The sequence below is a fragment of the Peribacillus simplex genome (genome assembly GCF_900156045.1).
In the GTDB taxonomy this organism is placed as follows: domain Bacteria; phylum Bacillota; class Bacilli; order Bacillales; family DSM-1321; genus Peribacillus; species Peribacillus simplex_D.
In genome coordinates this window covers 1,203,140-1,226,256 of sequence record NZ_FTMX01000001.1, presented here as the reverse complement: position 1 = coordinate 1,226,256, position 23,117 = coordinate 1,203,140, and the positions used below count along the sequence as shown (strand labels likewise).

General features: G+C 38.8%; 23 protein-coding genes. 8 read left to right on the top strand and 15 right to left on the bottom strand.

All coding sequences use genetic code 11. The features are described from left to right. The first annotated feature begins 39 nt into the window (after positions 1-39). A complete protein-coding gene (locus BW986_RS05880) occupies positions 40-453 on the top strand; it encodes an ester cyclase (RefSeq protein WP_076365934.1) in 414 nt (137 codons plus the stop codon). 175 nt (positions 454-628) lie between these two features. Here the strand turns inward: BW986_RS05880 and BW986_RS05875 are convergent, their stop codons facing one another. After that, a complete protein-coding gene (locus tag BW986_RS05875; protein WP_076365932.1) occupies positions 629-1,264 on the bottom strand; it encodes an FMN-dependent NADH-azoreductase in 636 nt (211 codons plus the stop codon). A gap of 284 nt (positions 1,265-1,548) precedes the next feature. Here BW986_RS05875 and BW986_RS05870 point away from each other — a divergent pair, with 284 nt between their 5' ends. After that, positions 1,549-2,367 (top strand): histidinol-phosphatase, encoded by an 819-nt coding sequence (locus BW986_RS05870; protein WP_179086007.1) that lies wholly within the window; start codon positions 1,549-1,551, stop codon positions 2,365-2,367. A gap of 166 nt (positions 2,368-2,533) precedes the next feature. On the opposite strand, the gene BW986_RS05865 is transcribed toward BW986_RS05870, so the two are convergent. Further along, positions 2,534-3,523, bottom strand: coding sequence for an MBL fold metallo-hydrolase (locus BW986_RS05865; protein WP_076365930.1), 990 nt, complete (start codon positions 3,521-3,523; stop codon positions 2,534-2,536). 259 nt (positions 3,524-3,782) lie between these two features. Between BW986_RS05865 and BW986_RS30050 the strand changes: the two genes are divergently transcribed. Together BW986_RS30050 and BW986_RS05860 are read left to right on the top strand one after the other, a co-directional pair. Beyond that, positions 3,783-3,959: a hypothetical protein gene (locus BW986_RS30050; protein WP_179086006.1), complete on the top strand. Its 177-nt coding sequence runs from the start codon at positions 3,783-3,785 to the stop codon at positions 3,957-3,959. A 245-nt stretch (positions 3,960-4,204) separates the two neighbouring features. Continuing rightward, entirely contained in the window at positions 4,205-4,825 is a 621-nt protein-coding gene (locus BW986_RS05860) for an NAD(P)-dependent oxidoreductase (protein ID WP_076365928.1), read from the top strand. Positions 4,826-5,011: 186 nt separating this feature from the next. On the opposite strand, the gene BW986_RS05855 is transcribed toward BW986_RS05860, so the two are convergent. Beyond that, positions 5,012-5,752, bottom strand: coding sequence for a VCBS repeat-containing protein (locus BW986_RS05855; RefSeq protein ID WP_260320759.1), 741 nt, complete (start codon positions 5,750-5,752; stop codon positions 5,012-5,014). A gap of 424 nt (positions 5,753-6,176) precedes the next feature. Between BW986_RS05855 and BW986_RS05850 the strand changes: the two genes are divergently transcribed. Together BW986_RS05850 and BW986_RS05845 are read left to right on the top strand one after the other, a co-directional pair. Continuing rightward, positions 6,177-6,758: a TetR/AcrR family transcriptional regulator gene (locus BW986_RS05850; RefSeq protein ID WP_076365926.1), complete on the top strand. Its 582-nt coding sequence runs from the start codon at positions 6,177-6,179 to the stop codon at positions 6,756-6,758. Positions 6,759-6,783: 25 nt separating this feature from the next. Beyond that, positions 6,784-7,989, top strand: coding sequence for an MFS transporter (locus tag BW986_RS05845; protein WP_076365924.1), 1,206 nt, complete (start codon positions 6,784-6,786; stop codon positions 7,987-7,989). 175 nt (positions 7,990-8,164) lie between these two features. Here BW986_RS05845 and BW986_RS05840 read toward each other — a convergent pair whose 3' ends face one another. The 10 genes from BW986_RS05840 to murQ form a co-directional block, all read right to left on the bottom strand. Continuing rightward, the gene (locus BW986_RS05840; RefSeq protein ID WP_076365922.1) at positions 8,165-8,902 is read right to left on the bottom strand and encodes a GntR family transcriptional regulator; all 738 of its coding nucleotides are present in this window, start codon (positions 8,900-8,902) and stop codon (positions 8,165-8,167) included. Between the two features lie 129 nt (positions 8,903-9,031). Beyond that, positions 9,032-9,898 (bottom strand): MurR/RpiR family transcriptional regulator, encoded by an 867-nt coding sequence (locus BW986_RS05835; RefSeq protein ID WP_076365920.1) that lies wholly within the window; start codon positions 9,896-9,898, stop codon positions 9,032-9,034. A 25-nt stretch (positions 9,899-9,923) separates the two neighbouring features. After that, positions 9,924-10,820, bottom strand: a complete 897-nt coding sequence (locus BW986_RS05830; RefSeq protein WP_076365918.1) for an N-acetylglucosamine kinase — start codon at positions 10,818-10,820, stop codon at positions 9,924-9,926. A 58-nt stretch (positions 10,821-10,878) separates the two neighbouring features. Beyond that, positions 10,879-11,964, bottom strand: a complete 1,086-nt coding sequence (locus BW986_RS05825) for a DUF871 domain-containing protein (RefSeq protein WP_076365916.1) — start codon at positions 11,962-11,964, stop codon at positions 10,879-10,881. A 15-nt stretch (positions 11,965-11,979) separates the two neighbouring features. Then, complete coding sequence (locus BW986_RS05820; RefSeq protein WP_076365914.1) at positions 11,980-12,309, bottom strand: PTS lactose/cellobiose transporter subunit IIA; 330 nt, start codon at positions 12,307-12,309, stop codon at positions 11,980-11,982. Between the two features lie 80 nt (positions 12,310-12,389). Further along, positions 12,390-13,736, bottom strand: coding sequence for a 6-phospho-beta-glucosidase (locus BW986_RS05815; protein WP_081395501.1), 1,347 nt, complete (start codon positions 13,734-13,736; stop codon positions 12,390-12,392). Between the two features lie 40 nt (positions 13,737-13,776). Then, the gene (locus BW986_RS05810) at positions 13,777-14,061 is read right to left on the bottom strand and encodes a hypothetical protein (protein ID WP_076365912.1); all 285 of its coding nucleotides are present in this window, start codon (positions 14,059-14,061) and stop codon (positions 13,777-13,779) included. 72 nt (positions 14,062-14,133) lie between these two features. Further along, positions 14,134-15,423 carry a PTS sugar transporter subunit IIC gene (locus tag BW986_RS05805; RefSeq protein ID WP_076365910.1) on the bottom strand — a complete coding sequence of 430 codons (1,290 nt, stop codon included), beginning with the start codon at positions 15,421-15,423 and terminating at the stop codon, positions 14,134-14,136. Positions 15,424-15,472: 49 nt separating this feature from the next. Continuing rightward, complete coding sequence (locus BW986_RS05800; RefSeq protein ID WP_076365908.1) at positions 15,473-15,781, bottom strand: PTS sugar transporter subunit IIB; 309 nt, start codon at positions 15,779-15,781, stop codon at positions 15,473-15,475. A gap of 41 nt (positions 15,782-15,822) precedes the next feature. Further along, positions 15,823-16,707, bottom strand: a complete 885-nt coding sequence (murQ, locus tag BW986_RS05795) for an N-acetylmuramic acid 6-phosphate etherase (protein WP_076365906.1) — start codon at positions 16,705-16,707, stop codon at positions 15,823-15,825. A 330-nt stretch (positions 16,708-17,037) separates the two neighbouring features. Between murQ and BW986_RS05790 the strand changes: the two genes are divergently transcribed. Next, a complete protein-coding gene (locus BW986_RS05790; RefSeq protein WP_081395522.1) occupies positions 17,038-18,648 on the top strand; it encodes a glycoside hydrolase family 10-like protein in 1,611 nt (536 codons plus the stop codon). Between the two features lie 162 nt (positions 18,649-18,810). Next, positions 18,811-19,971 carry an anhydro-N-acetylmuramic acid kinase AnmK gene (gene anmK, locus BW986_RS05785; protein WP_076365904.1) on the top strand — a complete coding sequence of 387 codons (1,161 nt, stop codon included), beginning with the start codon at positions 18,811-18,813 and terminating at the stop codon, positions 19,969-19,971. A gap of 307 nt (positions 19,972-20,278) precedes the next feature. On the opposite strand, the gene BW986_RS05780 is transcribed toward anmK, so the two are convergent. Both BW986_RS05780 and BW986_RS05775 read right to left on the bottom strand, forming a co-directional pair. Then, positions 20,279-21,718: an NAD-dependent succinate-semialdehyde dehydrogenase gene (locus tag BW986_RS05780; protein ID WP_076365902.1), complete on the bottom strand. Its 1,440-nt coding sequence runs from the start codon at positions 21,716-21,718 to the stop codon at positions 20,279-20,281. Next, on the bottom strand, positions 21,715-23,103 hold the full coding sequence (locus BW986_RS05775; RefSeq protein WP_076365900.1) for a solute carrier family 23 protein: 1,389 nt from the start codon (positions 23,101-23,103) through the stop codon (positions 21,715-21,717). The genes BW986_RS05780 and BW986_RS05775 overlap by 4 nt, the downstream gene beginning before the upstream one ends. Positions 23,104-23,117 lie beyond the last annotated feature (14 nt).

The following is a 23,117-nucleotide window of genomic DNA, read 5'->3' as shown; positions in this document are numbered from 1 at the left end:
ACATGGTCGTTTTCATATTTAACGGGAGGAGAGATCATCATGTCAGTTCAAACAAATAAAGATTTAGTTCGTCGTTTTTATGAAGCAATTGAACACGAGAACTATGAGACACTTAAAGATCTCTGCCATCAAGACTTTGTATTTTATCCACAAGTTGATACGCCGTTTTTTGGCGTGGAAGGGCTTATCGAATCAGAAAAGAAAAACTTTGATGCTTTTCCAGACTTCAAAATGCCGATTAAATCTATGGTGGCTGAAGGAGATCAAGTAGCCGTTTATTTCATATTTGAAGGTACGCATACTGGTATCCCATTTAACGGAATCCCTGCAACGGGAAAAATCGTTAACTTTTCACTTATGATGCTTTTACGAATGACAGATGGCAAAATCATTGAGAAAAGATCACATGTTGATATGCATGACATTCTCCGGCAACTTGGCTCTAACTTCTAACTCATTAAAAGATAACGATCTGATTATTTCTAGACTAGTCACTTTAGCTAATCAATAGACCCTTCATGGGTCTTTCTTAGCTTCTTCTTATATCCAGGAATATCAGTAAGGGTTATTACACATATTACCATTTCAGTGTGGCAAAAAAGAGCCAACAAGTTGTTGGCTCTTTGATTTAAAAAGTAGAAGCTAAATCTTTTGATCGTGCTATGGCATTTTCTTTAATTTCTTGTGCTTTATCAGGCATTGCTGCATGTCCTTCAACGAATATCCCTTCAAAGGAAGGCACTCCGAAGAATTGCATGATGATATTTAGATATCGGTGGCCCATTTCCAGTTCAGCTGCTGGTCCTTCTGAATAAACACCCCCACGAGCTTGAATATGCAAGGCTTTCTTATCAGTTAAAAGACCAACAGGGCCTTGTTCGGTGTATTTAAATGATTTACCTGCAACAGCTACGGAATCTATATATGCTTTCAATACTGGCGGGAAAGAAAAATTCCATAAAGGTGTTACAAATATATATTTATCGGCGGCTATAAATTGCTCACATAGCTCCGAGAGCCGACCAACTTTTGCTTTCTCTTCTGCCGAAAGTTCTTCAAAGCCCTTTCCAGATTGAAGTTTCCCCCAACCACTGAAAACATCTACATCAATTTGAGGAATATTTTCTTTATAAAGGTCAATATTCACAATTTCATGGCTAGGATTTACTTCTTTATAAGTGTCAATAAATGCTTTTCCAACGGCCATACTGTAAGATTGTTTATCATCATGAGGATGAGCTGTGATGTACAATACCTTTGTCATTCTGTATCTTTCCTTTCTTTTTACATATTTGAACATTCTAGTTTGTCTTGGAGATTCAACATTTATACAATCACTCGAATACCTTTAATTGATATGTATAAAATTAAATCCGATAAATAGAAATTTGTTTTAGAAGGGTATTACCAAACTTTTTTCATACTTCCCATTGCTCCATAAAACGGCAGATTAAGGAAGGTATAAATCTTCTTTAAATTTGTAAGAAAGAGTATGAATTTTGGATATGATATAACAAGACAATCCGGTTATTTAGGAGGCTTAAGGAAATGACGAATTCAATTAAATTTGATCTGCACACTCACCATGAACGATGTGGACATGCTATCGGCACAATTGAGGACTATGTAAAACAAGCCATTGAATACGGCTTGCAATATATTGGGATTTCTGATCATTCTCCATATTTCTATAGTGAGGACGACCATCTCTACCCGACTATTGCAATGGCAAAAAGTGAACTTGTCCCTTATATTGAGGAAGTACTTCGCTTAAAAGAAAAATATGAAGGTAAAATTCACGTGTTATTAGGAATGGAAAGCGATTTCTTCCCTAATCACATTGAAGTCTACCGTGATCAATATCTATTACACCCTTTTGACTACATAATCGGATCTGTTCATTATGTTCAAGACATTAGCATTTTTAAAAGAGGGCGTTGGAATGGTTTAACTTCTAAAGAACAGTCAAGATTAAAGGACAAATATTATGAATTAATACAGAAATCTGCAAAAAGCGGAGTGTTCCAAATCTTAGGTCATATTGATGCAATGAAAGGGTTTTATCCAGCCTTTTCTTCCATTGAGACAGACAGTATTGAAAAAACGTTAAAAATCATTGGTCAAGAAGATATCGCCATTGAGATTAATACCTCTGGTAAAACAAAAGATTGTGGTGGGTGGTATCCAGCTGATGACATTTTAGAAAGAGCTCTTTTCTATAATGTGAAGGTAACATTTGGATCAGATTCGCATACACCTGAACGTATTGGCGATGATTTTGAACTAGTTAAGAAAAGACTAAAGGAGATCGGCTTTTCTGAGTGGGCTTACTTTGTTAACAAGCAAAGGATTCTCACTCTACTTTAACCTTCAGTCAATTGGATTAGAACTGGCTCCAATCGTTCAAGGATATGCAGTTTTCTGCTAAAAATAAAAAAAGCCGACCTAACATTGGTCGGCTTCTTCAATTTATCTATACTTTTGTATTAGGAAGAGTCCTCTCTTTTATTAAATAGGTGAAGCTCTGTCTGTTTTAGTTCCCCGAATTCGCCTCGTTTACTGGCTGTTCTACTTGTACCTTGTCCCCTATTTCAATGGACAGCAAATCCTCACCTACTATAACTGTTCCTTCATATGCTTTTTTTGTTCTTTCGAGCAAATCAGCTTTTTCTTCAGTTAATCCTCCCAATAATACAATATGTGAGTACACTGCAAGTTTTGGTTGTATTTGGCTAAAGACTTTACCTGCTTCCTCAGGTGTAGTGTGAAGATCAAGGATATTGGCTATTGATTCTGATTCATTATCAGGTCTTGCAGCTGCAACTTCATGAATGACTACGTCTGCACCTTTAGCAAATTTAATTAAATTTTCATTATAGCGGGTGTCACCCGAGATGACTACTGAATGTCCTTTGTAATTAACCCGATAACCGAAAGCAGGCTCAATTGATTTATGGTCAACCTTGAAGGCTAATACTTCAATTCCCTTTTTTTTATAGACAATCCCCTCCTTGATATCATTTGCGACGATACTTGCTCCTTCAATGTTTCCATTTCCAGAATCATCTCTTGCATCCAAATCGGCTTTGAATGCTTTATTCATATGTAACATCATTTTCTTGGTTCCCTTAGGTCCCCAAATCTTAAATGCTTGCTCTCTTTTCCCTCCTGTTGGTAAAGAACCTGTAAGCCATACGTCTGGTAGGCCGATTGTATGATCCGAATGCAAATGAGTAAGAAATAACTTGTCAACACTGCCTGGTAGCATATTCGCTTTAGATAATTGTAAAGCAGTTCCGCGTCCAGCATCAAAGAGGAGTTTTTCATCACCAACTTCTACAAGTGTTGATGGACCGGAGCGGGTTGTACTTAAAAGAGGAGAACCTGTTCCTAAAAGAGTTACTTTAAAGTCCGTTTGCTGTTCAGCTGTTTGGCCAAAAGAAGGAAGAAATAATGATAATGATAGAATTATTGAAACTCCTAACAAAAAACCAAAAGAAGTATTCCTTATTCTTTTCGTCATAACAAAAACCCCCTGTCAGATTATTTCCCTAAATACATGGAAGAATACACCACTTGTTTTGTATATAAAATATAGTTTCAGATACCACTCCCACAAATTGAATATTACAATATTTATAATATTCAGTCAATAATACCCAAAGTAAATCCTGTATACTAATTCCCCCTCCATCAAGACAACACAAGCTGAAATTATTGGATTTCATATTGGGTCAATTGTTCATACTAAAGAGAAAATATCTGTTAAAGAAGGAGCTTATATGACAAACCAAAAAAATAATAACCATAATCCAGCGCAACATAAAAGTCAGGTTAGTCAATTAACTAAAGAAGTAATGGAAGTGGATACAGATGTCAATGAAGATCCTAATCGGGAAAAATTATTAGATGAATCAGTTGACTCTTTTCTAAAATCGAAAGAAGGACAAGGTTATTAGACGAGGAATTGTGGTCGAGATTGTCTTGTTTTTAGGAGCGTTTATATATTTTCTTTCTAATTCAAATGGGCCACTCATGAAGCTTTGAGAGGCCCATTTTGTTTCTTATCACGAACGTTTTTCTTCTTGGGGTACCGCAAGCAAGCGTTGAATTATGATGTCTTAATGCACTAAAGCTCCCATTTGTTGAAAATGACGATATAATGTTAGTGGAATGATTGTATTCGCAAAAGGAGGTTCGTTTCTTGAATATTTTAATTTTGGGTGCAACTGGACGAGTTGGGGGGCAATTAGTTACTTATAGTCTCCAAGACAGACATCATGTTTCAGTTTTGGTTCGCACTCCAGGAAAGTTTGGAATGAACAATGCCAATTTAACCATTATTCAAGGTAATGTTTTAAATAAAGATGATATCGTACGTGCCATGCATGGGATTGATGTAGTTTTTAGTGCACTGAATACTGATGGGACAACCACTTTATCAGAAAGTATGCCACTAATTATTGAAGCAATGGAAAACGAAGGTATCCAACGAATTATTACCATTGGAACAGCAGGTATCCTGCAAAGTAGAACAACCCCGAATACTCTGCGTTATCAGTCACGTGAATCTAAGCAGAGGTCTACCCGTGCAGCGAAAGAACATCATAAAGTTTACGAAATGCTTAAACAATCAAACCTTCAATGGACTATTGTCTGTCCTACATATTTGCCGGATGGAGAAAGTGTTGGTACATATCGTGTGGAAGGTGACTTTTTACCGGAGAATGGGGTTGAAATATCCGTGCCGGATACAGCAGAATTTGCATTTAGCCAAATAAAAAGTAGTGATTATTTAAAATCACGAGTAGGTATTGCCTACTAAACATTCCTACTCGCATTACTCACTCGGAATCGTAGATGATGTGAAGAAACCAGTACGTCCGCTTAGCCGGTTCAATTATCTTCGTAAATGTACACAATCGCTGAACAATTGCCAAGAATATTTACCGGTTTCTTTTGGGCGAAGATTTCGCCCGTACCTTGTTCATGAACATTCCATTCCAAAGTGCTATATTTCCCCTCCAAAAATAGCTACATTCTGCCTGTCAGGAGCAAACGCTAGCCCGTTCCATTTCAAAACAGTCTGTACAAATCCCAGTGAGTCGGCATTGTACCTCCCCGCGATCCTCTGATATGCTTCGAGCTCATATATGCCATCCCTATTGTAATCAACCGGATATAAACCTGATAAAGGATTGACCCATCCTTCTATCGGCGCCTTCAATTCACCATCCTTGTTATAAATTTCAGATAAATATTCCTTATCCTTATAAGTAAGGTCAAGAATGTACCTTTCTTTTAGATAATAACTGTTCACCTTTGCTTTGTATTGGTTTTCATAATTAACAGCGTATTTATAGGTTTCATTGAATGCGTCTGAATTAAAAATGGTCATGAGTTGACCGTTAAGATATGAAAAAACATACGCATAAATGGAACCACCGCTTCCTCCTGTATCAATGACCACTAAAATGTCATCCCCTTTGTTACCTGTAAAATCACCAAGAAAAAGGGTCGGATTATATCCTGCGTTATTTTTCATGGGAAATTGTTCATATTTATTAGTCCTCCCATTTTGGATAACCAAAGTTACATTCCTCCAAAAGGGGCTATCAGGGGTTTTGTTTGCGGTAAGAAAAACATTGTCCTTTATCCCGTCCCCATCAATATCGCCTTGCTTTGAGGTCACAGTGACTGTTCTGTACAAGTTCATTTCCCTTGCAAGAGCAGATTGAAGGCTCAATTGCATGTCTAGCAGCTCCTGCTTTGAAGGATAAGGATTTGGAAACGACAAGGCGTTATCAATCGTTTGCATCGCTTCACTTGTTAAACCGGCCCTACTTTGAGTCTCAGCCAAACAGTACCAATAATAGGGGTCATTCGTTTCTTGTATTTTTGTGTAATAGTAATGGATCACTTTTCTGACGTCATTCGTTCCCAACTACATCCCACCTGTCTCTTTATTATCCATATGAATTATATGCGGGAATTTAGTGAATAGCATTGAGTGCATATCTATTGCTGGAAACAACAATATTGTCCTTTTCAAATATATCGCCCTAATTATGAATGATTTCGGGCATAATACCTTTTATAGACTTTTTCGCTTGCATATATTTATTTAATTTGCTATTATAACTGACGAACGTTCGTTAAATTATGAGGTGATATTATTGAAAAGTAATGAAATTAAGGAAGCCGCTCTAAAATTTTTTACGATTCATGGTTATGAAGGAGCGTCCCTTTCTCTAATAGCAGAAGAAGTGGGCATGAAAAAGCAATCCATTTACGCCCATTTTAAAGGCAAGGATGATCTTTTTCTGCAGGTTTTACGTGATGCGAAAGAGACGGAGCTATCTTCGAAACTCCAATATTTCAGTAAAGTCGATTCAAAAAATCCAGAAAAAGATTTATATGGATTCCTCCAATTGGTCATAGATCTTTTCCAAAAAAATGAGCATATAAAGTTTTGGCTGCGCATGTCCTTTTTTCCGCCAGCACATCTTGAAAAAGAAATCGGGCAGGAAGTCATGGATATCGAGGAAAAGGTACAGGCAATTCTGGAATGTAAGTTCCAGGATTGGATCAATGCCAAATTAATCGTCGAAGATGCAGCCATAACGCCAACCTATGCTTTCTTGGGAGTAGTGGATTCCATTTTGCTTGAGCTTGTATACGGCAATGATGAGAAACGGCTGAAGGATAAATTGGCAGCCTCTTGGAAAGTGTTTTGGAGAGGTATTTCAAAAGAATGATTCACAAAGAAAGTGGTGTTGACACATGAATAAACCAATTAAAGAACAAAAGGCGGTATTAATTATTCTTCTAAGCAATATATTCATTGCTTTTCTGGGAATTGGACTCATCATCCCCGTCATGCCGTCATTTATGAATATCATGCATTTATCAGGAAGTACGATGGGCTATCTTGTTGCCGTATTTGCGGTATCACAGCTTGTTATGTCTCCATTCGCAGGTCGTTGGGTTGACCGTTACGGCAGAAAGAAAATCATCATCATCGGCTTATTCCTTTTTGGTGTTTCAGAACTAATCTTCGGTATAGGGACAAACGTATCGGTGTTTTATTTATCAAGGATCCTAGGCGGAATCAGTGCTGCCTTTATCATGCCAGGTGTTACTGCATATGTTGCGGATATTACATCCGTTCAGGAAAGGCCAAAAGCAATGGGCTATATTTCAGCCGCCATCAGCTTGGGCTTTATAATTGGACCAGGGATCGGTGGCTTTGTTGCAGAATATGGTATACGCTTGCCCTTCTTCCTTGCGGCGGCCATTGCTTTTTTAGCATGCCTTTCATCAATATTCATTTTAAAAGAGCCGATGACAAAGGAACAGCTTGCAAAAGTTTCTGCAAATATAAAGCAAACGAACTTTATAGGCGATTTAAAAAAATCACTAAACCCGCTTTACTTTATTGCGTTCATCATCGTATTTGTACTCGCTTTTGGTTTATCAGCCTATGAAACTGTTTTTAGCCTATTTTCTGATCATAAATTCGGCTTCACGCCGAAGGATATTGCAATCATCATTACAATAAGCTCCATTTTCGGAGTTGTTGTGCAAGTATTCATGTTTGGAAAACTGGTGGATATTCTCGGCGAAAAGAAGCTTATCCAATTATGCTTAATCGTCGGTGCCATTTTTGCGGTAGCGTCTACCATGATTTCTAGCTTTTTGGCAGTTCTAGTGGTAACTTGCTTCATCTTCCTTGCATTTGACCTGCTTCGTCCGGCATTGACAACATTTTTATCAAAAGCTGCCGGGAAAGAACAAGGATTCGTTGCTGGAATGAACTCCACATATACGAGCTTAGGGAATATCGCCGGGCCATCCATGGGAGGATTGCTGTTTGACGTAAACATCCACTACCCTTATCTTTTTGCTGCTGTCATTATCGTCATTGGCCTAGGCATTACAGTCATTTGGAAAGAAAACCGATTGACAGAAAGCTTAGCGAAATATTAATGTACCGGAATTGTAATTCCTTAATTCCCCAAAGCACATTTCCTATTCGTGCTAGAAAACTCTCAAACTTGAAAAATGATATTCTTCTAAAAAACCCCTTGTCCATATTGGGCAAGGGGTTTAAATTATCCAGATAAGTCAATTTGCAATTATTATTAGAGAGTAGGATTCTGTTTTATATTACTGATGATATACGCTCCAAATTAATTCTGAATTTATATCGATCTGCACGGTAGACAGCTCTGACAACCCCAAGGGGTCGATTGGTATCCAGGATAATTCTTCGTTCTATCAGCAATATAGGTGAACCTTCGACTACCTCGAGCATTTCCGCCTCTTTTTTTTGAGCGATGGAGGCTTCAATTACCTGTCTGCCATGCTGGATTTTTAAGCCGAAGTTTTTTTTAACATAGTCATGTATGGAACTCACGGCCATTTCTTCCGTTAGATCTGGGGCAAGATCTTTTGAGATGTATAGCCTTTCATATGCCATCGGCAACAGATCAGCAAGCCTTACACGTTCCAGTTCGAAAATAGGAGTTCCTTCTTCAACCTCAAGCTTTGCAGCAAGTTCATGATCAGCATTGACCTCTGTAAAACTGATGACTTTTGTACTTGGTTTAAGTCCTCTTGATATCATATCCTCTGAAAAGTTTGTTAATCCTTGCAAGGGTTGCTTCAATATTTGTTGGGCAACGAATGTTCCTTTTCCGCGCTGCCTGTATAAATAACCGCCATTTACGAGGTTAGAAATGGCCTGTCTCACCGTCATCCTGCTTATTCCATATTTTTCAGTGTATTCTTTTTCTGAAGGAATCATCTCTCCTGGCACCAATTCAAGACTTTGAATCGCTCCTTTAATCTCCTCTTCAAGTTGATGATAAATGGGACTCGGGGAATTCTTTTGGATCATTTAGCGTACATCTTCCTTTCATCGTGATGTAAATTTTACAAGGCATCCTGTTCGGAAACATCTCAAGCTAAAATTCCGTTCGATGAACCCTATCCATGCTAATAAACACGATAAGGTGAAGACCCACATTTAAGTATCCAAATTCCTTTTTGTGAATTTCAATACCGATTCCCTTGAACGTTCAATTTCATTTTTATTTTCATCATAGAATTTTGAAACGTACGCATAGAAAATAATGCTGACCGTTAGAAATTGTGCAAAAAGCGAACTTGTTGCAGCACTTCGGAATTTTGCCTCAGGAGCACGTACATGATTTAGGGACATATCAACTTTTTTAGTTAGCCCATTGTTCCCCAAACGTGATAAACCAATTGTTTTAATTCCATATGCTTTAGCGATATCAACTAGTTCCAGAATTTCTTCAGTTTCGCCACTATTGGAAATACAGAAAAAAACGGTGTTCTTTGATGATGCAGCGAGTGCTGTGGCCGTAATATGCGGGTCTTGATTGGCACTTACAATCTTTCCTAACCGTAACCATTTCTGTGTAATATCTTCAGCAACAAGCCATGAAGCCCCTAATCCATAGACATAAATCACATCTGCACTTCTCATGGTTTCAATGATATTGTCAAGAACGGTCTCATCCAAATAATGCGCCGTTTCCTGTATAGCTTGGACAGAGTTGGACACTATTTTATTTTTAATGGACGCTATTGTTTCATTAGGCTCAATGTCATGGAAACCCTTTTTCTCCGGTTGGGAAATCAGTGATGATAGGGATACCTTCAGTTCTGAAAAACTGTTAACTTTTATAGAATGGCAGAATCTCGTTACTGCAGAACTGCTAGCATTGGCATGGTCAGCTAATTCATGTATCGTCATTCTTATAATATCTTGTGGATTTTCTAAGATATATTGGGCAATTTTCCTTTCTGAATTAGGCAACTGGTTCAATAAACTTTCAATTCTCAATAAAATATTTTCAACGTGCATATGGTTTACTCTCCTTGATCTTTGCTTACTTTAACTGCTTCATTGCTATGTAGTAACAACCCAAGGTAGCTGATACGTCATCCAAAACAAATTTCACATTTAGTTTTTCAAGTTTAATATGATTAATGAAAGAGCTTTGCACCAATGGTATATTTGTCAATATGCTACCTTTTATTGCAATTGTAACATTCTCGCTTAACTTTAACTTCTTGATAACCTCAAGCGTTTGTTTTGAAAGGTGGTACCCGGCCTGATTCAGAATATCTTGCGAGAAACCATCGCCCTTCTCCGCATGTTGGACAATTAGGGGAACAAACGCGGCAATCTCGGATTTCGTGGCGGAATAAATGAATTTCTTCAGTTGCATTACACTATGATAGCCAAGTTTTTTAAGTATTGTCTCGGTTAAATGGCTATATTCATATCCCTCATCCTCTTCTTTCGTCATTTTTATAAAAGCCTGCATGGCGATCCAGTAGCCACTTCCTTCATCCCCAAGAATGTGTCCCCAGCCACCAGCCGATTTCTCGATACCTTTATGGATGCCGATACTTACAGATCCAGTTCCGGATATGGTCAAAATGCCATCATTTCCTTTTAGTAAAGCAGCATGAGCGATAATTCCATCATTTACAATCGTGAACGGGGCATTAAATGCCCTGCTTAATGCACGTTTTATGCCCTGCGGATTTTCAACTCCTCCATACCCGGCTAAACCTAAGCAAATGTAATGGCAACTTCCTTTATCAATAGGCGTTATGCATTGTTCAATTGCCTGTATAATGTTAGCGATGGCTTGTTTTTCATTTATAAGCAGGTTACCATACCCCGCTTTGCCTTCACTTATTTTATTTCCCTCTAAATCATAAGCCACTGCTTCAGTTTTAGTGCCACCGCCGTCAACACCGATAATATAATTCATATCATTCTCCTATTCAGTAAAAAAGGAAGGAATATCACCTTTCCTTCCCTGAAGATCATCAATTAACATTGAATTGGAATTTCCCCCATGGTTCCAAATAATCGAGGAGAAAAATTTCCTCTTCCGCTATTCGGCCAACTACATTTGTTTTCCCCGAATTCTTCATTTCCTTCAATGCAATCTGCAATTCCCCTTTATATTGTCCATAGAGCTCATTTTCAATTAAAATATCACCGCGTCTAATATCAGGCGTATATGTTGGTTTAAATTCTTCGCCCTTATATTTCACGCGTGATTGAGTCGAGCGAATTAGATAATCGGAAACATCTCCACGGTAAAAATGGAATTCTTCCAATACTATTTTTTTCTCTAAAGCTGTAATGGTTTCATGAAGGTTAACATTAAATGTTAACAGACCGCTGTTTAACAGGCTAAGCTGCTTCAATTCATCTTCAGATGCGTAGGCATTTGCAATAATTACATCATCAATCAACCCTGTCGCATACAAGTGTTTCGCTTGTGTCGTAATGGGCAATTCCCGGTGCATTTCCAATGTACATAATCCTTCCATTATAGGCCAAGGTCCGTATGTTGCTGCATGTGAGCTTATGAAAGCTGCCGTGCGGATATTATGCTTTTTGAATGACTCACAGCATTTTATAAAATGAGGATAGCTCAATCCTGCATAGCGATGGGGATAGAAATTATGCGATCCGACTAAATTCTCTTTATTTGGTTTGTAATCGATAATATTTTCTAAATATTTTGTTGCATTGCTCATATTTATCTCAATTTTGAGACCATATGGATTATGTGTCATGATCGACTCTTCGTTACCTGTAAAGCCTACGTCCAGCCTGATTCCATACGCACCTAATTCTGCAAAAAACGATAAGTCATTATAAGAAATGCCTAACGAACCGAATACTCGGGGAGCAATATCGACCATCACTTCCATATTCAATTGATTGGCATAATGAATCGATTCTTTAAATTCCTTTAAAATCTTCTCTTTGTCACCTTCGACAGATAACAAGCAAGTAAAGATCTTTTTGAATCCATATTTATGTGCAAGTGCAATGTATTCCATGTCTTTTTCAACGGTTGAATGCTCTGGATAGATAGATATACCGAGTTTACCCATTATTTAATCACCTCTTTACTGTTGTGGAGCTAGTTTTTTTACAATGCGAATCATATGTTCAATTAGCTTTTGTTCACTCATTGCCGTCATCAAGTGATCCTGAGCATGAATCATTAATAATGTTTTCTCACTTGGAACTCCATTCAATTCTGCTTGAATCAGTTTGGTTTGTGTTTTATGGGCCAAATTCAATTCCTCCTGACCCTGTTTAATTAGATCCTCTGCCTTTTCAAAATTGAATTCTTCCGCTTCTTTCAGTGCGTCGAATGCTAAACCTCTTGCATTTCCACTATGTGATATTATTTCAAAAATTTCCATTTCATTATTGTTCATTTCAGTTGACATATCATTACACTCCTATTTTATGTTGGATTTTGAAGGTTCATTGGATTACTGTAATCCATATTTACTGTTTAAAACACCATTCACTTGATGTTCGGGACAGCATTTTCACTGAAGAATCGTGGTAAGTATGCTTCATGCGCTTTTAAAAGTTTTTGTAAAACGATTTCCGCCAGGTCATCACTTGGAATAAGCGGGTTAATCGTTAAAGCCAATAACGCTTTATCATAAGAACCTGTAATGGCTGCCTCAGCACCTATTCTTTCAAATGATTTGATTTGTTGGATTAAGCCATGCACTTGTATGGGTAATTTACCCATAGACAAAGGAATTGGTCCATTTTTGGTGACGATACAGCTTACTTCGACTGCTGAATCATAATCAATATCAGTAAGCGATCCTTTGTTTTGTACATTTAGCACTTGAATGTCTTTTTTATCATTATAAATGGAAGAAATGACGTTACACGCTGCATCGCTATAGTAAGCTCCACCGCGTTGCTCTAATTGTGGAGGCTTTATGTCAAGGTTTTCATCCTTGTATAGTTCAAATAAACCTTCTTCTAATTTTTTCACGACTTCTGCTCGAGTTTCCCCGGATTTGAATGCTTCCAACTCTTCTTCTAATATCGTTTTTGTTTTGTAATAATAACGATGGTACGGGCAAGGCACCACTCCTAAAGATTTCAAAAATCTCCTGTTCCAAGCCAATGGGGCAATATTCTTCATCGTCAGTTGAATTTCAGGATTGCCAAGCATTTCAAGCACTTTATCCGTGACTTCTTGATCATCAACGAACACATGCATCCCGAATACCATATGGTTTAACCCGGCGAAATCTATGTGCGCTCTCTTCATATCAACACCAAGCATGTTAGAGATAGACATATGCATATTAAAAGGAACATTGCATACCCCAATCACTTTTTTATGCATGCTATAGCGGAGAAGGGCTTCCGTTACCATCCCAGCTGGGTTCGTGAAATTAATTAACCATGCATCAGGGCAGAGCTCCTGCATTTCTTCTGCAATTTCCAGAAGAACGGGGATAGTTCGTAATGCTTTGGACAATCCTCCTGCACCATTTGTTTCTTGACCAATTAAGCCTAATTCCAATGGGATCCGCTCGTCCTTGATTCGTGCATCAAGTAAACCCACTCTCATTTGCGTTGTGACAAAATCAGCATTTTGCAAGGCTTGACGGCGGTCTAACGTTAGATGTATTTCCATTGGAAGTCCTGCTTTTTCAACCATACGTTTTGCTAATGTTCCTACAATCTCCAGTTTTTCTTTTCCTGCCTCAATATCCACTAACCACAGTTCTCTAATTGGCAGCTCATCATATCGTTTAATAAAACCTTCTATTAATTCTGGTGTATAACTGGAGCCACCACCAATTGTGGCAATCTTCAAACCGTTTTTCATTTCCATTCCCCTAACACCTCATAGTAAGCTAATCTGAATTTTTCATTTATTTATAGATGATTGCATAACAAACCAGTGCGCTTACCGCTAATAAAGACAAGAATAATAGTGATGCTTGTTTCTTGTTTTTAAACTTACCTTCAACAAAACAAACAACCATCGTCAATCCTGCGCTTATGGCAAAGGTATTTCCCAAGTATAGTGATAATTGTTCATTTATCTCAAAGGCATCCATTAATCTGTTAAAGATAAAATTAAAAACAAGAATGAAGCTAAAAAATAGAAAGGCACTTTTGTAACTAAAAAAGTGAATTCTGGATGTTGAATTCATATCCTTTCCCCCCTTCTCAATTCATAAAAGGAGTTTGGAGCATTTAGTCCCAAACTCCCTTTTAGGTATTCCTTATAAAGCGATATTTTTATTATCCGTTGTTTCCACCATGTTTTCCTGTGCTAAAAGCTTTTTATCGTACATCTTAAAGAATGGCAGATAAATAACAACGGAAATAGTTAAATTCACCATCACTAGAACAATGGCTCTCCAATCACCGCCTGTTGAAAGGTAGGCACCTATTGGAGCGGGCAATGTCCAGGGAACCATTACATATGTCGGGTTCACCAGTCCGATGGACGTTGCTATATATGCAAGTGTTGCACCAATTAGCGGTGTAATGATAAATGGAATAATCAGTACCGGGTTTAGTACAATTGGCATCCCAAAGATAACAGGTTCATTGATGTTAAAAATGCTTGGCACAATTGTTGCTTTCCCCATTGCTTTACTATAGGTGGACTTTGCCGTTAAGAGCATGGCTATTACTAAACCCAATGTTGCACCAGACCCACCAATCCAAATAAACCATTGGAAGAATGTTTCAGGAGCGATGTGGGGAATTGCCTTTCCAGCTGCAACCGCAGCAGAGTTATTCCCCAAGTATACTTCCCATACCGGACGAGCTACGGCACCTACGACAGATACGCCATGAATACCAAATGACCAAAAGAATGTAATCAAAAATACTGGAATTAATACACCTGGCAATGTATCGCCTGCACTGATGAGTGGTGCAACCGCTTTATCGACAAGTGAATGTAAATCAACGGCAAAAACGACTGTAATTAAAGTCATGACAAGCAGTACAATTGAAACTGGTATTAATGCTTCAAATGAACGGGCCACTGAAGTTGGAACAGAATCCGGCATTTTGATTGTGATATTTTTTGTCTTACAAAGACGTAAAATTTCGACAGCAAAAATGGATACAATCATTCCTACAAAAAGACCATGTCCGCCGAGATTCGTCATTGGCAAAACAAATCCCACATCATCCATTGTCTTTACACCAATTGTGAACAAGAAGGCTGCTAAAGATAGTAAACCTCCAGATAACGGATCAAGTTTATAGCTTTGAGATAAACTGTAGCCTATACCAAAAGTAATATATAGCGTCATGATAAACATCGTTAATCGATATGGTATTAATATTTCAGCTATATGCTTTGCAGACCATTCACCTAATGCCGTATCTGCTGCAACGGGCGGGAATGCAATGATCAAGAATAAACTGCCAAAGATGATGAAGGGTAACGCGGAAACCACACCATCCCGAATTGCGCGTAAATGTTTTTGCTCAGACAATTTAGCCATAGGTGTTGAAAGATTATTTTCTAAAAAAGCTACAAACTTGTCCATTCGTGTTTTCCCCTTTTACGTTTAGTGAAAAGAAATAGTAATTATTTTATTATTTTGCTGCTAGTTCCGTTACCAGTTTTAGTAGTTTAGGTCCGCCAAGAGGGCTGTAAGCTTGGGCTGGAATTGCTTCACATGGGACGCCCGCTTCATCTGCCGATGCCTTAAAGCCATCGAAACGATGTTTGACTTGCGGAGCTACCATTGCAACATCCCAGCCATTTCGTACTTCCGCATCAAATTCTTGAGTGCCGACTGCCAATACTTCTATGGTTACACCCTGTTTTTCCCCTTCCTTTTTTAAAGCGCTTACAACGATTGCACTAGACATTCCACCTGAACATACGAATAATACCTTCATTCTTTTTTCCTCCAATTTTTTTATTTTTTTTATAAAAAGCGTTAAATCGTTTTTCTTATGAATCCTTGTGCCTTCACTAAACGATTTGAGGCTTCTTCATATGATACATTCGTTAAAATCATGACAATTGCAATCTTAGGCTGGGCATGTGCCTTTTCTAGGAATTCATCTGCAATTTCATAGCTACAGTCAGTAGCATCCATGATAATACGTTTTGCACGTTCAACTAGCTTTTCATTAGTTAACTGTAAATCTACCATTAAATTACCATAAACTTTTCCAACTCCAACCATTGAGGCGGTGGAAAGCATGTTGCATACTAACTTTTGCGATGTTCCAGCTTTTAAACGTGTAGAACCCGTCAGGACTTCAGGCCCGTTTACAACTTCAATCGCAACTTTTGCAATCTTACCTATCTCAGAACCTTTGTTACAACTTATCGACACAGTTCCTGCACCAACTTGATTGGCATATTCCAATCCAGCAATAACATATGGAGTGCGTCCACTGGCTGCAATGCCCACTACGACGTCCCTGTTTGTTAATTCGATTTTCTTCAAATCTTCAGGACCTAATTCAAAACTGTCTTCAGCACCTTCCACTGCCTTAATGAAAGCCTTTTCCCCACCAGCTATAAGACCCACTACTTCACTAGGATCGGTATTGAATGTCGGGGGACATTCTACTGCATCCAATAAACCAATGCGCCCGCTTGTTCCTGCACCCATGTAAATTAATCTGCCATTTTTTTTCATGGCTTCGACGATCATCTCCACGGCTTTAGAAATTTGCGGAAGTTCTTTTTTTACACAATGGGCAACTTTAATGTCTTCTTCGTTCATTACCTCTAAAAATTCGAGTGTTCCCATTTCATCCAAACTCATGGTCTTTTCATTACGGCGCTCTGTCGTTAAATGCTCTAGCATACATATCATCCTTTTTTATATCAGTGGTGAAAGTGGTGAAACTTTTTTAGCTATAGAGAATATATCACTATTAAAAATTAATTTCAATATTGTGTATACATTTTTAAAAATTAATTTTAAAATAAACGATAGATAGCTAATTGATTGTTATCTTTCTACTAAAATTGGAATGTACACTGACTAGCCATCTTATGAACCAAACCTCCGATTCTTTTTATTGTTTAAATCTTATCTCACTATTCATATGTGACAAATTCATATATTCATTATTTGTTAACGCTTACAAATAATTAAATATAAATATTATATTGAAATGAGGTTGTACTATTGATGAATGAAAGAATTACAAAGACAAGATTTGGTTCATTGGCGCTGGCCGCTTTGGTGGGAGGGTCACTTCTCCTTCCATCCGATTTGATTGCAAATGCAGAAACAGGGACGATTCCTCAGCAAACTACTTATGTAAAACAGGAACTGCGCGCAACTTGGATTGCAACTGTGTTAAATATTGACTGGCCGTCCAAACCAGGTTTATCCATATCAGCACAGAAAGAAGAATTCATAAAATATTTGGATGAACAAAAATCGATGGGGATGAATGCTGTCGTTATGCAAATTAAACCAACTGCAGATGCTTTCTACCCTTCTGAATACGGTCTTTGGTCAAAATATTTAACAGGAATCCAAGGAAAAGATCCTGGGTATGACCCTCTTGCATTCATGGTAGAAGCTGCACATGATCGTAATATGGAATTTCACGCGTGGTTTAATCCTTATCGCATTACTATGCCTTTAGGTAAGAAAGCCGAATTATCGGATATTGATAATCTTCCAGAATCTCATCCTGCTAGAAAGCACCCTGATTGGGTCATACCTTATGGACAGCAGTTGTACTTTGACCCAGGCATTCCTGGCGTACAGCGGTTTGTGATCGATGGAATAATGGAAGTTGTTAAGAATTATGATATTGATGCAGTCCATATGGACGATTATTTCTATCCTTACAAGATTGCAGGAGTACCTTTCCCAGATGAAATTTCCTATCAAAAATATGGAGCGGATAGATTTACAAATGTGGAAGATTGGCGAAGGGATAATGTAAATAACCTTGTTAAGAATATAAATGAAGAAATCAAGGCAGAAAAATCATATGTGAAGTTTGGTATAAGTCCATTTGGAGTTTGGCGCAACAAAGCAGTTGATCCCACAGGATCTGACACTGCCGCTGGACAAACGAATTACGATGATTTATATGCGGATACCAGGACGTGGATCAATAATGGATACATTGATTATATTGCCCCTCAATTATATTGGAATATAGGATTGCCAGTAGCTGACTATGCCAAACTTCTTGATTGGTGGACAAAAGAAGTCGAAGGTAAAAATGTTCAACTCTATATTGGACAAGGAGACTATAAAATTAATACAGAGTCCAATGGTGTCCAAAACTGGTTCAATCCTGAAGAAATGCCAAACCAGTTAAAACTGAACCGAACATATAAGGAATTTGATGGAAGCATGCATTTCAGTGCCAAAGATTTACGGAAAAACCCCCTTGGGATAGCGGATCGTTTAAGCGAGGATATTTATAAGCACCCCGCATTGGTTCCTGCCATGCCTTGGATTGATGATCATGCCCCAAAGGCTCCAAAGGTGGGCAAGGCAACACAAGCAGGAGATGGAATACAATTTGAAATTAACGATCACAAGCAATCAGATGCATCCTATTATGCCATTTATCGTTTTGATGGGAAGAAAAAAAGAAACATAGAAGACTCAACGAACTTACTTGCCACTGTGCATAAAGAAAATAAACGTCAATTGTTTATTGACGGCAGTGTAGAAAAAGGAAAGACTTACACATATGTTGTGACTGCCTTGGACCGAACCCACAATGAAAGTAAACAAACTAAACAGATTAATATAAAAGTAAAATAAACTTCAAGAAATAGCTTAACGGTTCAAGAAGCATGTCAGTGAACAATGGACGTAAAGTATATATTAAACAATATGTTAGAAATGGTCTTACCTTGGTATCTTATACTGTTTCATATGATGCTAAATTGGGTTTATAAAAGAATCGAAGTAGGTGGAATGACGATGTACATAGTTGGATTAATGTCCGGAACATCACTGGATGGAATTGATGCCGCACTTGTTCGGGTGAATAATAGTGGACTCGAGACTGAAATGGAAATGATTGAGTTCATGACATGCCCTTTTCCAAAAGATATTGAAAAAGAAATTATGCAGTCTTTATCTGCAGACACATCCAATGTTCAATTAATATGCAGTTTGAATTTTAAATTAGGAAAATTATTTGCCAATGCGGTAAAGGAAGTTTGTCATAAAGCTGGATTCCCCATTAATAAATTGGATCTTATTGGATCCCATGGACAAACCATTTACCATCAGCCTTTAAAGGACCAAAATTATATCCCCTCCACTTTACAAATTGGGGAAGCCGCAGTGATTGCTCACGATACAAACACACTTGTAATCTCTAATTTTCGTACGATGGACATGGCAGCTGGCGGACAAGGAGCTCCTCTTGTTCCTTTTACCGAATACATTCTTTATAGAAGTGAAGGGAAGGGAAGATTGCTTCAAAACATAGGGGGCATTGGAAATGTTACCGTTTTACCCAAGCAAGCATCTCTTGATGACATGTATGCTTTTGATACAGGGCCTGGGAATATGATCATTGATGAAGTATGCCGCCAATTGTTCAATATAAGCTATGACGAAGGTGGTAACATAGCTAAACAAGGAAAAATCAATGAAGAACTTTTATCTTATTGCATCAGTCATCCTTATATTATGAGCCCTCCGCCAAAATCAACTGGCAGGGAATTGTTTGGCAAGGAGTATGTAGTAAAACTATTAAAGATGTTTGAATCACTTCCAAGTCAAGATATTTTAGCTACTGTAACGATGTTTACAGCAAAATCCATTGTGGAGAACTATCGAAATTTCATCTTTCCGAAAACCAGTATTGAAGAAGTGATTATTGGCGGCGGTGGAAGCTATAACAAAGCGTTATTAAATATGATTCAATCACTGCTTGGAAATTCTATTCAGGTCTTGACCCAAGAAGATTTGGGACACTCTTCCGAAGCGAAAGAAGCGGTAGCCTTTGCATTACTTGCAAATGAGACTTTCCATGGTAATACAAGTAACGTTCCCAAGGCTACCGGTGCTGACTTCGATGTCATCCTTGGAAACATGACCTTCCCTCCTTTACATCGAATTAGTAAGTAAACATAAGATTAAAGCCCCCCTTAGATTTCTTAGGGGGTTTTTTCATTTGATCCGTCATATATACAGCAATCACCTAGTATGATAGCGATGGCCCCGTACATTAACCGTAAACATACCGCCCACTTTAGTATTTATTCTGAAGCATCTATTTGAAGAAATTATCGTCATATATGGATTTGCCATTGAAGGAACGTACGCTTTTTAATCATTGGAAAAGAGCAGAAGGCACATCGATATTTGATGTGCCTTCTGCTCTTTTTTGAATACCTGAAAATCATGGCGAACTATTCTTTTCTATTCTATTTATTTACTGGCCTAGCAGCATGGAGACATACTTCACTTCTAAATATTCATCCATGCCGTAGTGTCCCCCTTCCCTGCCTAAACCACTTTCCTTCATCCCTCCAAAGGGTGCTTGGGCAGTGGATGGGGCACTGTCATTAATACCGACAATCCCATATTCAAGACTATCCGAAAAGGCAACTGCCTTATTTAATGACTCGGTATACACATAAGCTGCCAGGCCAAAATTCGTGTTATTGGCCCGATCGATCGCCTCTTGATCGGTTTTGAATGTACTGACTGGCGCAATTGGCCCAAACGTTTCTTCCTGCATGCACAGCATATCATCCGTTACATTGGAAAGTATCGCTGGTGCGATAAAATATCCTTGTTTTTCATCGACTTTTGCGGTTTTATGGATGATGGCCCCTTTACTTGCAGCATCCTCTAATTGAAGCTGGACTTTTTTAACTGCGGCTCCATCTATCAATGGACCAAGATCGGTTCCTTCCATTCCATTTCCAACCTTCAAAGTTAAAACGGCCTCTTCAAAAGCTTGTAAAAACGGCTGTTCAATTTTCTCATGGACGAATATTCGGTTCGCACAAATACATGTTTGTCCAGCGTTCCTGAATTTCGATTGAATCAAACCATTTACTGCTTCTTCGATATTAGCATCCTCGGCAATGATGAACGGAGCCAATCCACCGAGTTCAAGCGAGACTTTTTTTACTGTTTCTGCCGCCTTTTTCATTAGATGTTTCCCTACAGGGGTGGAGCCAGTAAATGTGATCTTTTTAACACGTGAATCATTCATCCACACGTCTGACACATCTCCCGGTTTTTGTGTTGTTACAATATTTATCACACCGGCCGGAATGCCTGCTTCCTGGGCACTTTCAACTAATAGCAAGGCGGTCAAAGGCGTTTGTTCCGCGGGTTTGATGACCACGGTACATCCTGCAGCAAGGGCTGGCGCCACTTTCCTCGTGATCATGGCAGCAGGAAAGTTCCATGGGGTAATGGCAGCAACGACACCGACTGCCTGCTTTTGCACTAAAATACGCTTTGAAGCAACAGAGGCTGGAATGATTTCCCCATAGTTACGCTTTGCCTCTTCAGCAAACCATTTCACGAAACTTGAAGCATATTTCATTTCACCTTTTGCTTCGGCCAATGGCTTTCCTTGTTCCAGTGTCATGATCGTTGCGATTTCATCCAGCCTGTTCTCAATGATCGTGTACCACTTCTCAAGTAATTCAGCCCTATGATATGCACTGGTTTTCGACCAAGTCAGAAAAGCAGCTTGAGCGGCATCCACAGCAGCCTTTGCCTCTTTTTCGTCAGCGTCCGGAACATAACCCACAGGCTCCAATGTTGCTGGATTTTCCACTACAAAATGACGTTCTGTATGAATAGGTTCGCCGTTAATATAAATTGGCCATTTTTCCACAACTTTTTTCATCCTGCTTTAATCTCCTCTTCTTCTGCATGATCTGTAAAAGTCTTATCATTCTCACCTTTGAAAAAGTCCTTGCCATATAGAAGGACACATAATAAAATTCCCGCTGCAAACGCCATTCCAGCACCTTTTATAACAAGGATGGCAGCAACGACCCCTGCAATTCCCAGGTCGCGTTGGCTCTTCGCCTGCATCACACCGACGCGTACGCTAACATATCCTTGAACCAAAAGCGTTAAGGCCAAGGCTACACCGAGAATTGGTTCAACCAAGCTGACTACCGGCAATAAGAATAACCCTGTATTCGTACCCCAACGGAACGAGCCAGCACCGCCGAAGAAAGAATTCATGGCTTTCTTGCCATTCTTGAACCGTTCCACAACCACGACCTGCATGGCTGCCCACAACGGACCGCACATCGTTATATCAGGTCCGATAAAACTCATGATCACATTTCGGCCGCCAAAAATTAAATGGGCTCTGTTTGGATTATAGTCCACTTTTTCATCTTCCCTGACCTCATCAGATTCAGAAAGCAACGCTTTTGTTTTCAGCACATCCCCGAATACAACTAAATAAGTGGCAAAAACAGCTGGAATCGCACTTAAAAAGAAGGTCAAAGCAGGGAAACCTAAACCGAACACAGTATAGTCCGACCAAAGCGTAGCAAAGTCCGGACTGCTGAATCCCCATTGAATATCGGGCCATTTTGCTTCACCAAAAATCGGGGCTACAATGACCGCAAGCAAGATTGCTGGCAATATCCCTAAATTGCCTATGAATACCCAAACTTTATTTCGCATTTTTAACTTTCCGAAATTTTTCGAAAAAAGCAAGTAAAAGGCAAATCCGATACAAATGCTTATTGTATATGGAAATAAATCGAACTTTCCACCCACTTCGAAAATGGATACGACAGCACCAATTCCTGCCCCTAAAATGATGCCTGATTTAATTGCATTCGGCACTAATCGTACGACCTTACTGGCAAGTCCGGTCATTCCAAGCACTATCGATAAAATACCTAATGTTAATTGAAATGCAACGAGTGCATAGACCCGATCAGGCCCTTCCGGAAATTGCCCGACGAACAATACAAGCAATGGAACCGCAGGTGTAATCCAACCTGGTATAACTGGGTCCCCGAGTAAATGATGTGCTAAATATAATAATCCATTCAAGACAACGACGGCCAGAGCTACATCAAAAGGCATCCCCAGATGGTCTGCAAGCAGTGTAATCGCTCCAAGGTCAACTGCACACATCAATAACCCTTGAACATAGTCAGGCCACTCGAAACGATAATGGACAAATGGAAGTCTAATTTTAAAAGGTCCCGCAGGTATATACGATGTCTCATCTCCGTAGCGACGGTTTTTCCATTTCATATTGTTTCCTCCAC

What these genes read in the sequence shown, in the direction of transcription:
- BW986_RS05815 (WP_081395501.1), bottom strand. Translation starts at nt 13,736, where the DNA reads ATGGAAATGAAAAACGGTTTGAAGATTGCCACAATTGGTGGTGGCTCC.
- anmK (WP_076365904.1), top strand. Translation starts at nt 18,811, where the DNA reads ATGTACATAGTTGGATTAATGTCCGGAACATCACTGGATGGAATTGAT.
- BW986_RS05805 (WP_076365910.1), bottom strand. Translation starts at nt 15,423, where the DNA reads ATGGACAAGTTTGTAGCTTTTTTAGAAAATAATCTTTCAACACCTATG.
- BW986_RS05845 (WP_076365924.1), top strand. Translation starts at nt 6,784, where the DNA reads ATGAATAAACCAATTAAAGAACAAAAGGCGGTATTAATTATTCTTCTA.
- BW986_RS05775 (WP_076365900.1), bottom strand. Translation starts at nt 23,103, where the DNA reads ATGAAATGGAAAAACCGTCGCTACGGAGATGAGACATCGTATATACCT.
- BW986_RS05880 (WP_076365934.1), top strand. Translation starts at nt 40, where the DNA reads ATGTCAGTTCAAACAAATAAAGATTTAGTTCGTCGTTTTTATGAAGCA.
- BW986_RS05780 (WP_076365902.1), bottom strand. Translation starts at nt 21,718, where the DNA reads ATGAAAAAAGTTGTGGAAAAATGGCCAATTTATATTAACGGCGAACCT.
- BW986_RS05875 (WP_076365932.1), bottom strand. Translation starts at nt 1,264, where the DNA reads ATGACAAAGGTATTGTACATCACAGCTCATCCTCATGATGATAAACAA.
- BW986_RS05865 (WP_076365930.1), bottom strand. Translation starts at nt 3,523, where the DNA reads ATGACGAAAAGAATAAGGAATACTTCTTTTGGTTTTTTGTTAGGAGTT.
- BW986_RS05820 (WP_076365914.1), bottom strand. Translation starts at nt 12,309, where the DNA reads ATGTCAACTGAAATGAACAATAATGAAATGGAAATTTTTGAAATAATA.
- BW986_RS30050 (WP_179086006.1), top strand. Translation starts at nt 3,783, where the DNA reads ATGACAAACCAAAAAAATAATAACCATAATCCAGCGCAACATAAAAGT.
- BW986_RS05855 (WP_260320759.1), bottom strand. Translation starts at nt 5,752, where the DNA reads ATGCAATTGAGCCTTCAATCTGCTCTTGCAAGGGAAATGAACTTGTAC.
- BW986_RS05830 (WP_076365918.1), bottom strand. Translation starts at nt 10,820, where the DNA reads ATGAATTATATTATCGGTGTTGACGGCGGTGGCACTAAAACTGAAGCA.
- BW986_RS05790 (WP_081395522.1), top strand. Translation starts at nt 17,038, where the DNA reads ATGAATGAAAGAATTACAAAGACAAGATTTGGTTCATTGGCGCTGGCC.
- murQ (WP_076365906.1), bottom strand. Translation starts at nt 16,707, where the DNA reads ATGCTAGAGCATTTAACGACAGAGCGCCGTAATGAAAAGACCATGAGT.
- BW986_RS05800 (WP_076365908.1), bottom strand. Translation starts at nt 15,781, where the DNA reads ATGAAGGTATTATTCGTATGTTCAGGTGGAATGTCTAGTGCAATCGTT.
- BW986_RS05870 (WP_179086007.1), top strand. Translation starts at nt 1,549, where the DNA reads ATGACGAATTCAATTAAATTTGATCTGCACACTCACCATGAACGATGT.
- BW986_RS05840 (WP_076365922.1), bottom strand. Translation starts at nt 8,902, where the DNA reads ATGATCCAAAAGAATTCCCCGAGTCCCATTTATCATCAACTTGAAGAG.
- BW986_RS05810 (WP_076365912.1), bottom strand. Translation starts at nt 14,061, where the DNA reads ATGAATTCAACATCCAGAATTCACTTTTTTAGTTACAAAAGTGCCTTT.
- BW986_RS05825 (WP_076365916.1), bottom strand. Translation starts at nt 11,964, where the DNA reads ATGGGTAAACTCGGTATATCTATCTATCCAGAGCATTCAACCGTTGAA.
- BW986_RS05835 (WP_076365920.1), bottom strand. Translation starts at nt 9,898, where the DNA reads ATGCACGTTGAAAATATTTTATTGAGAATTGAAAGTTTATTGAACCAG.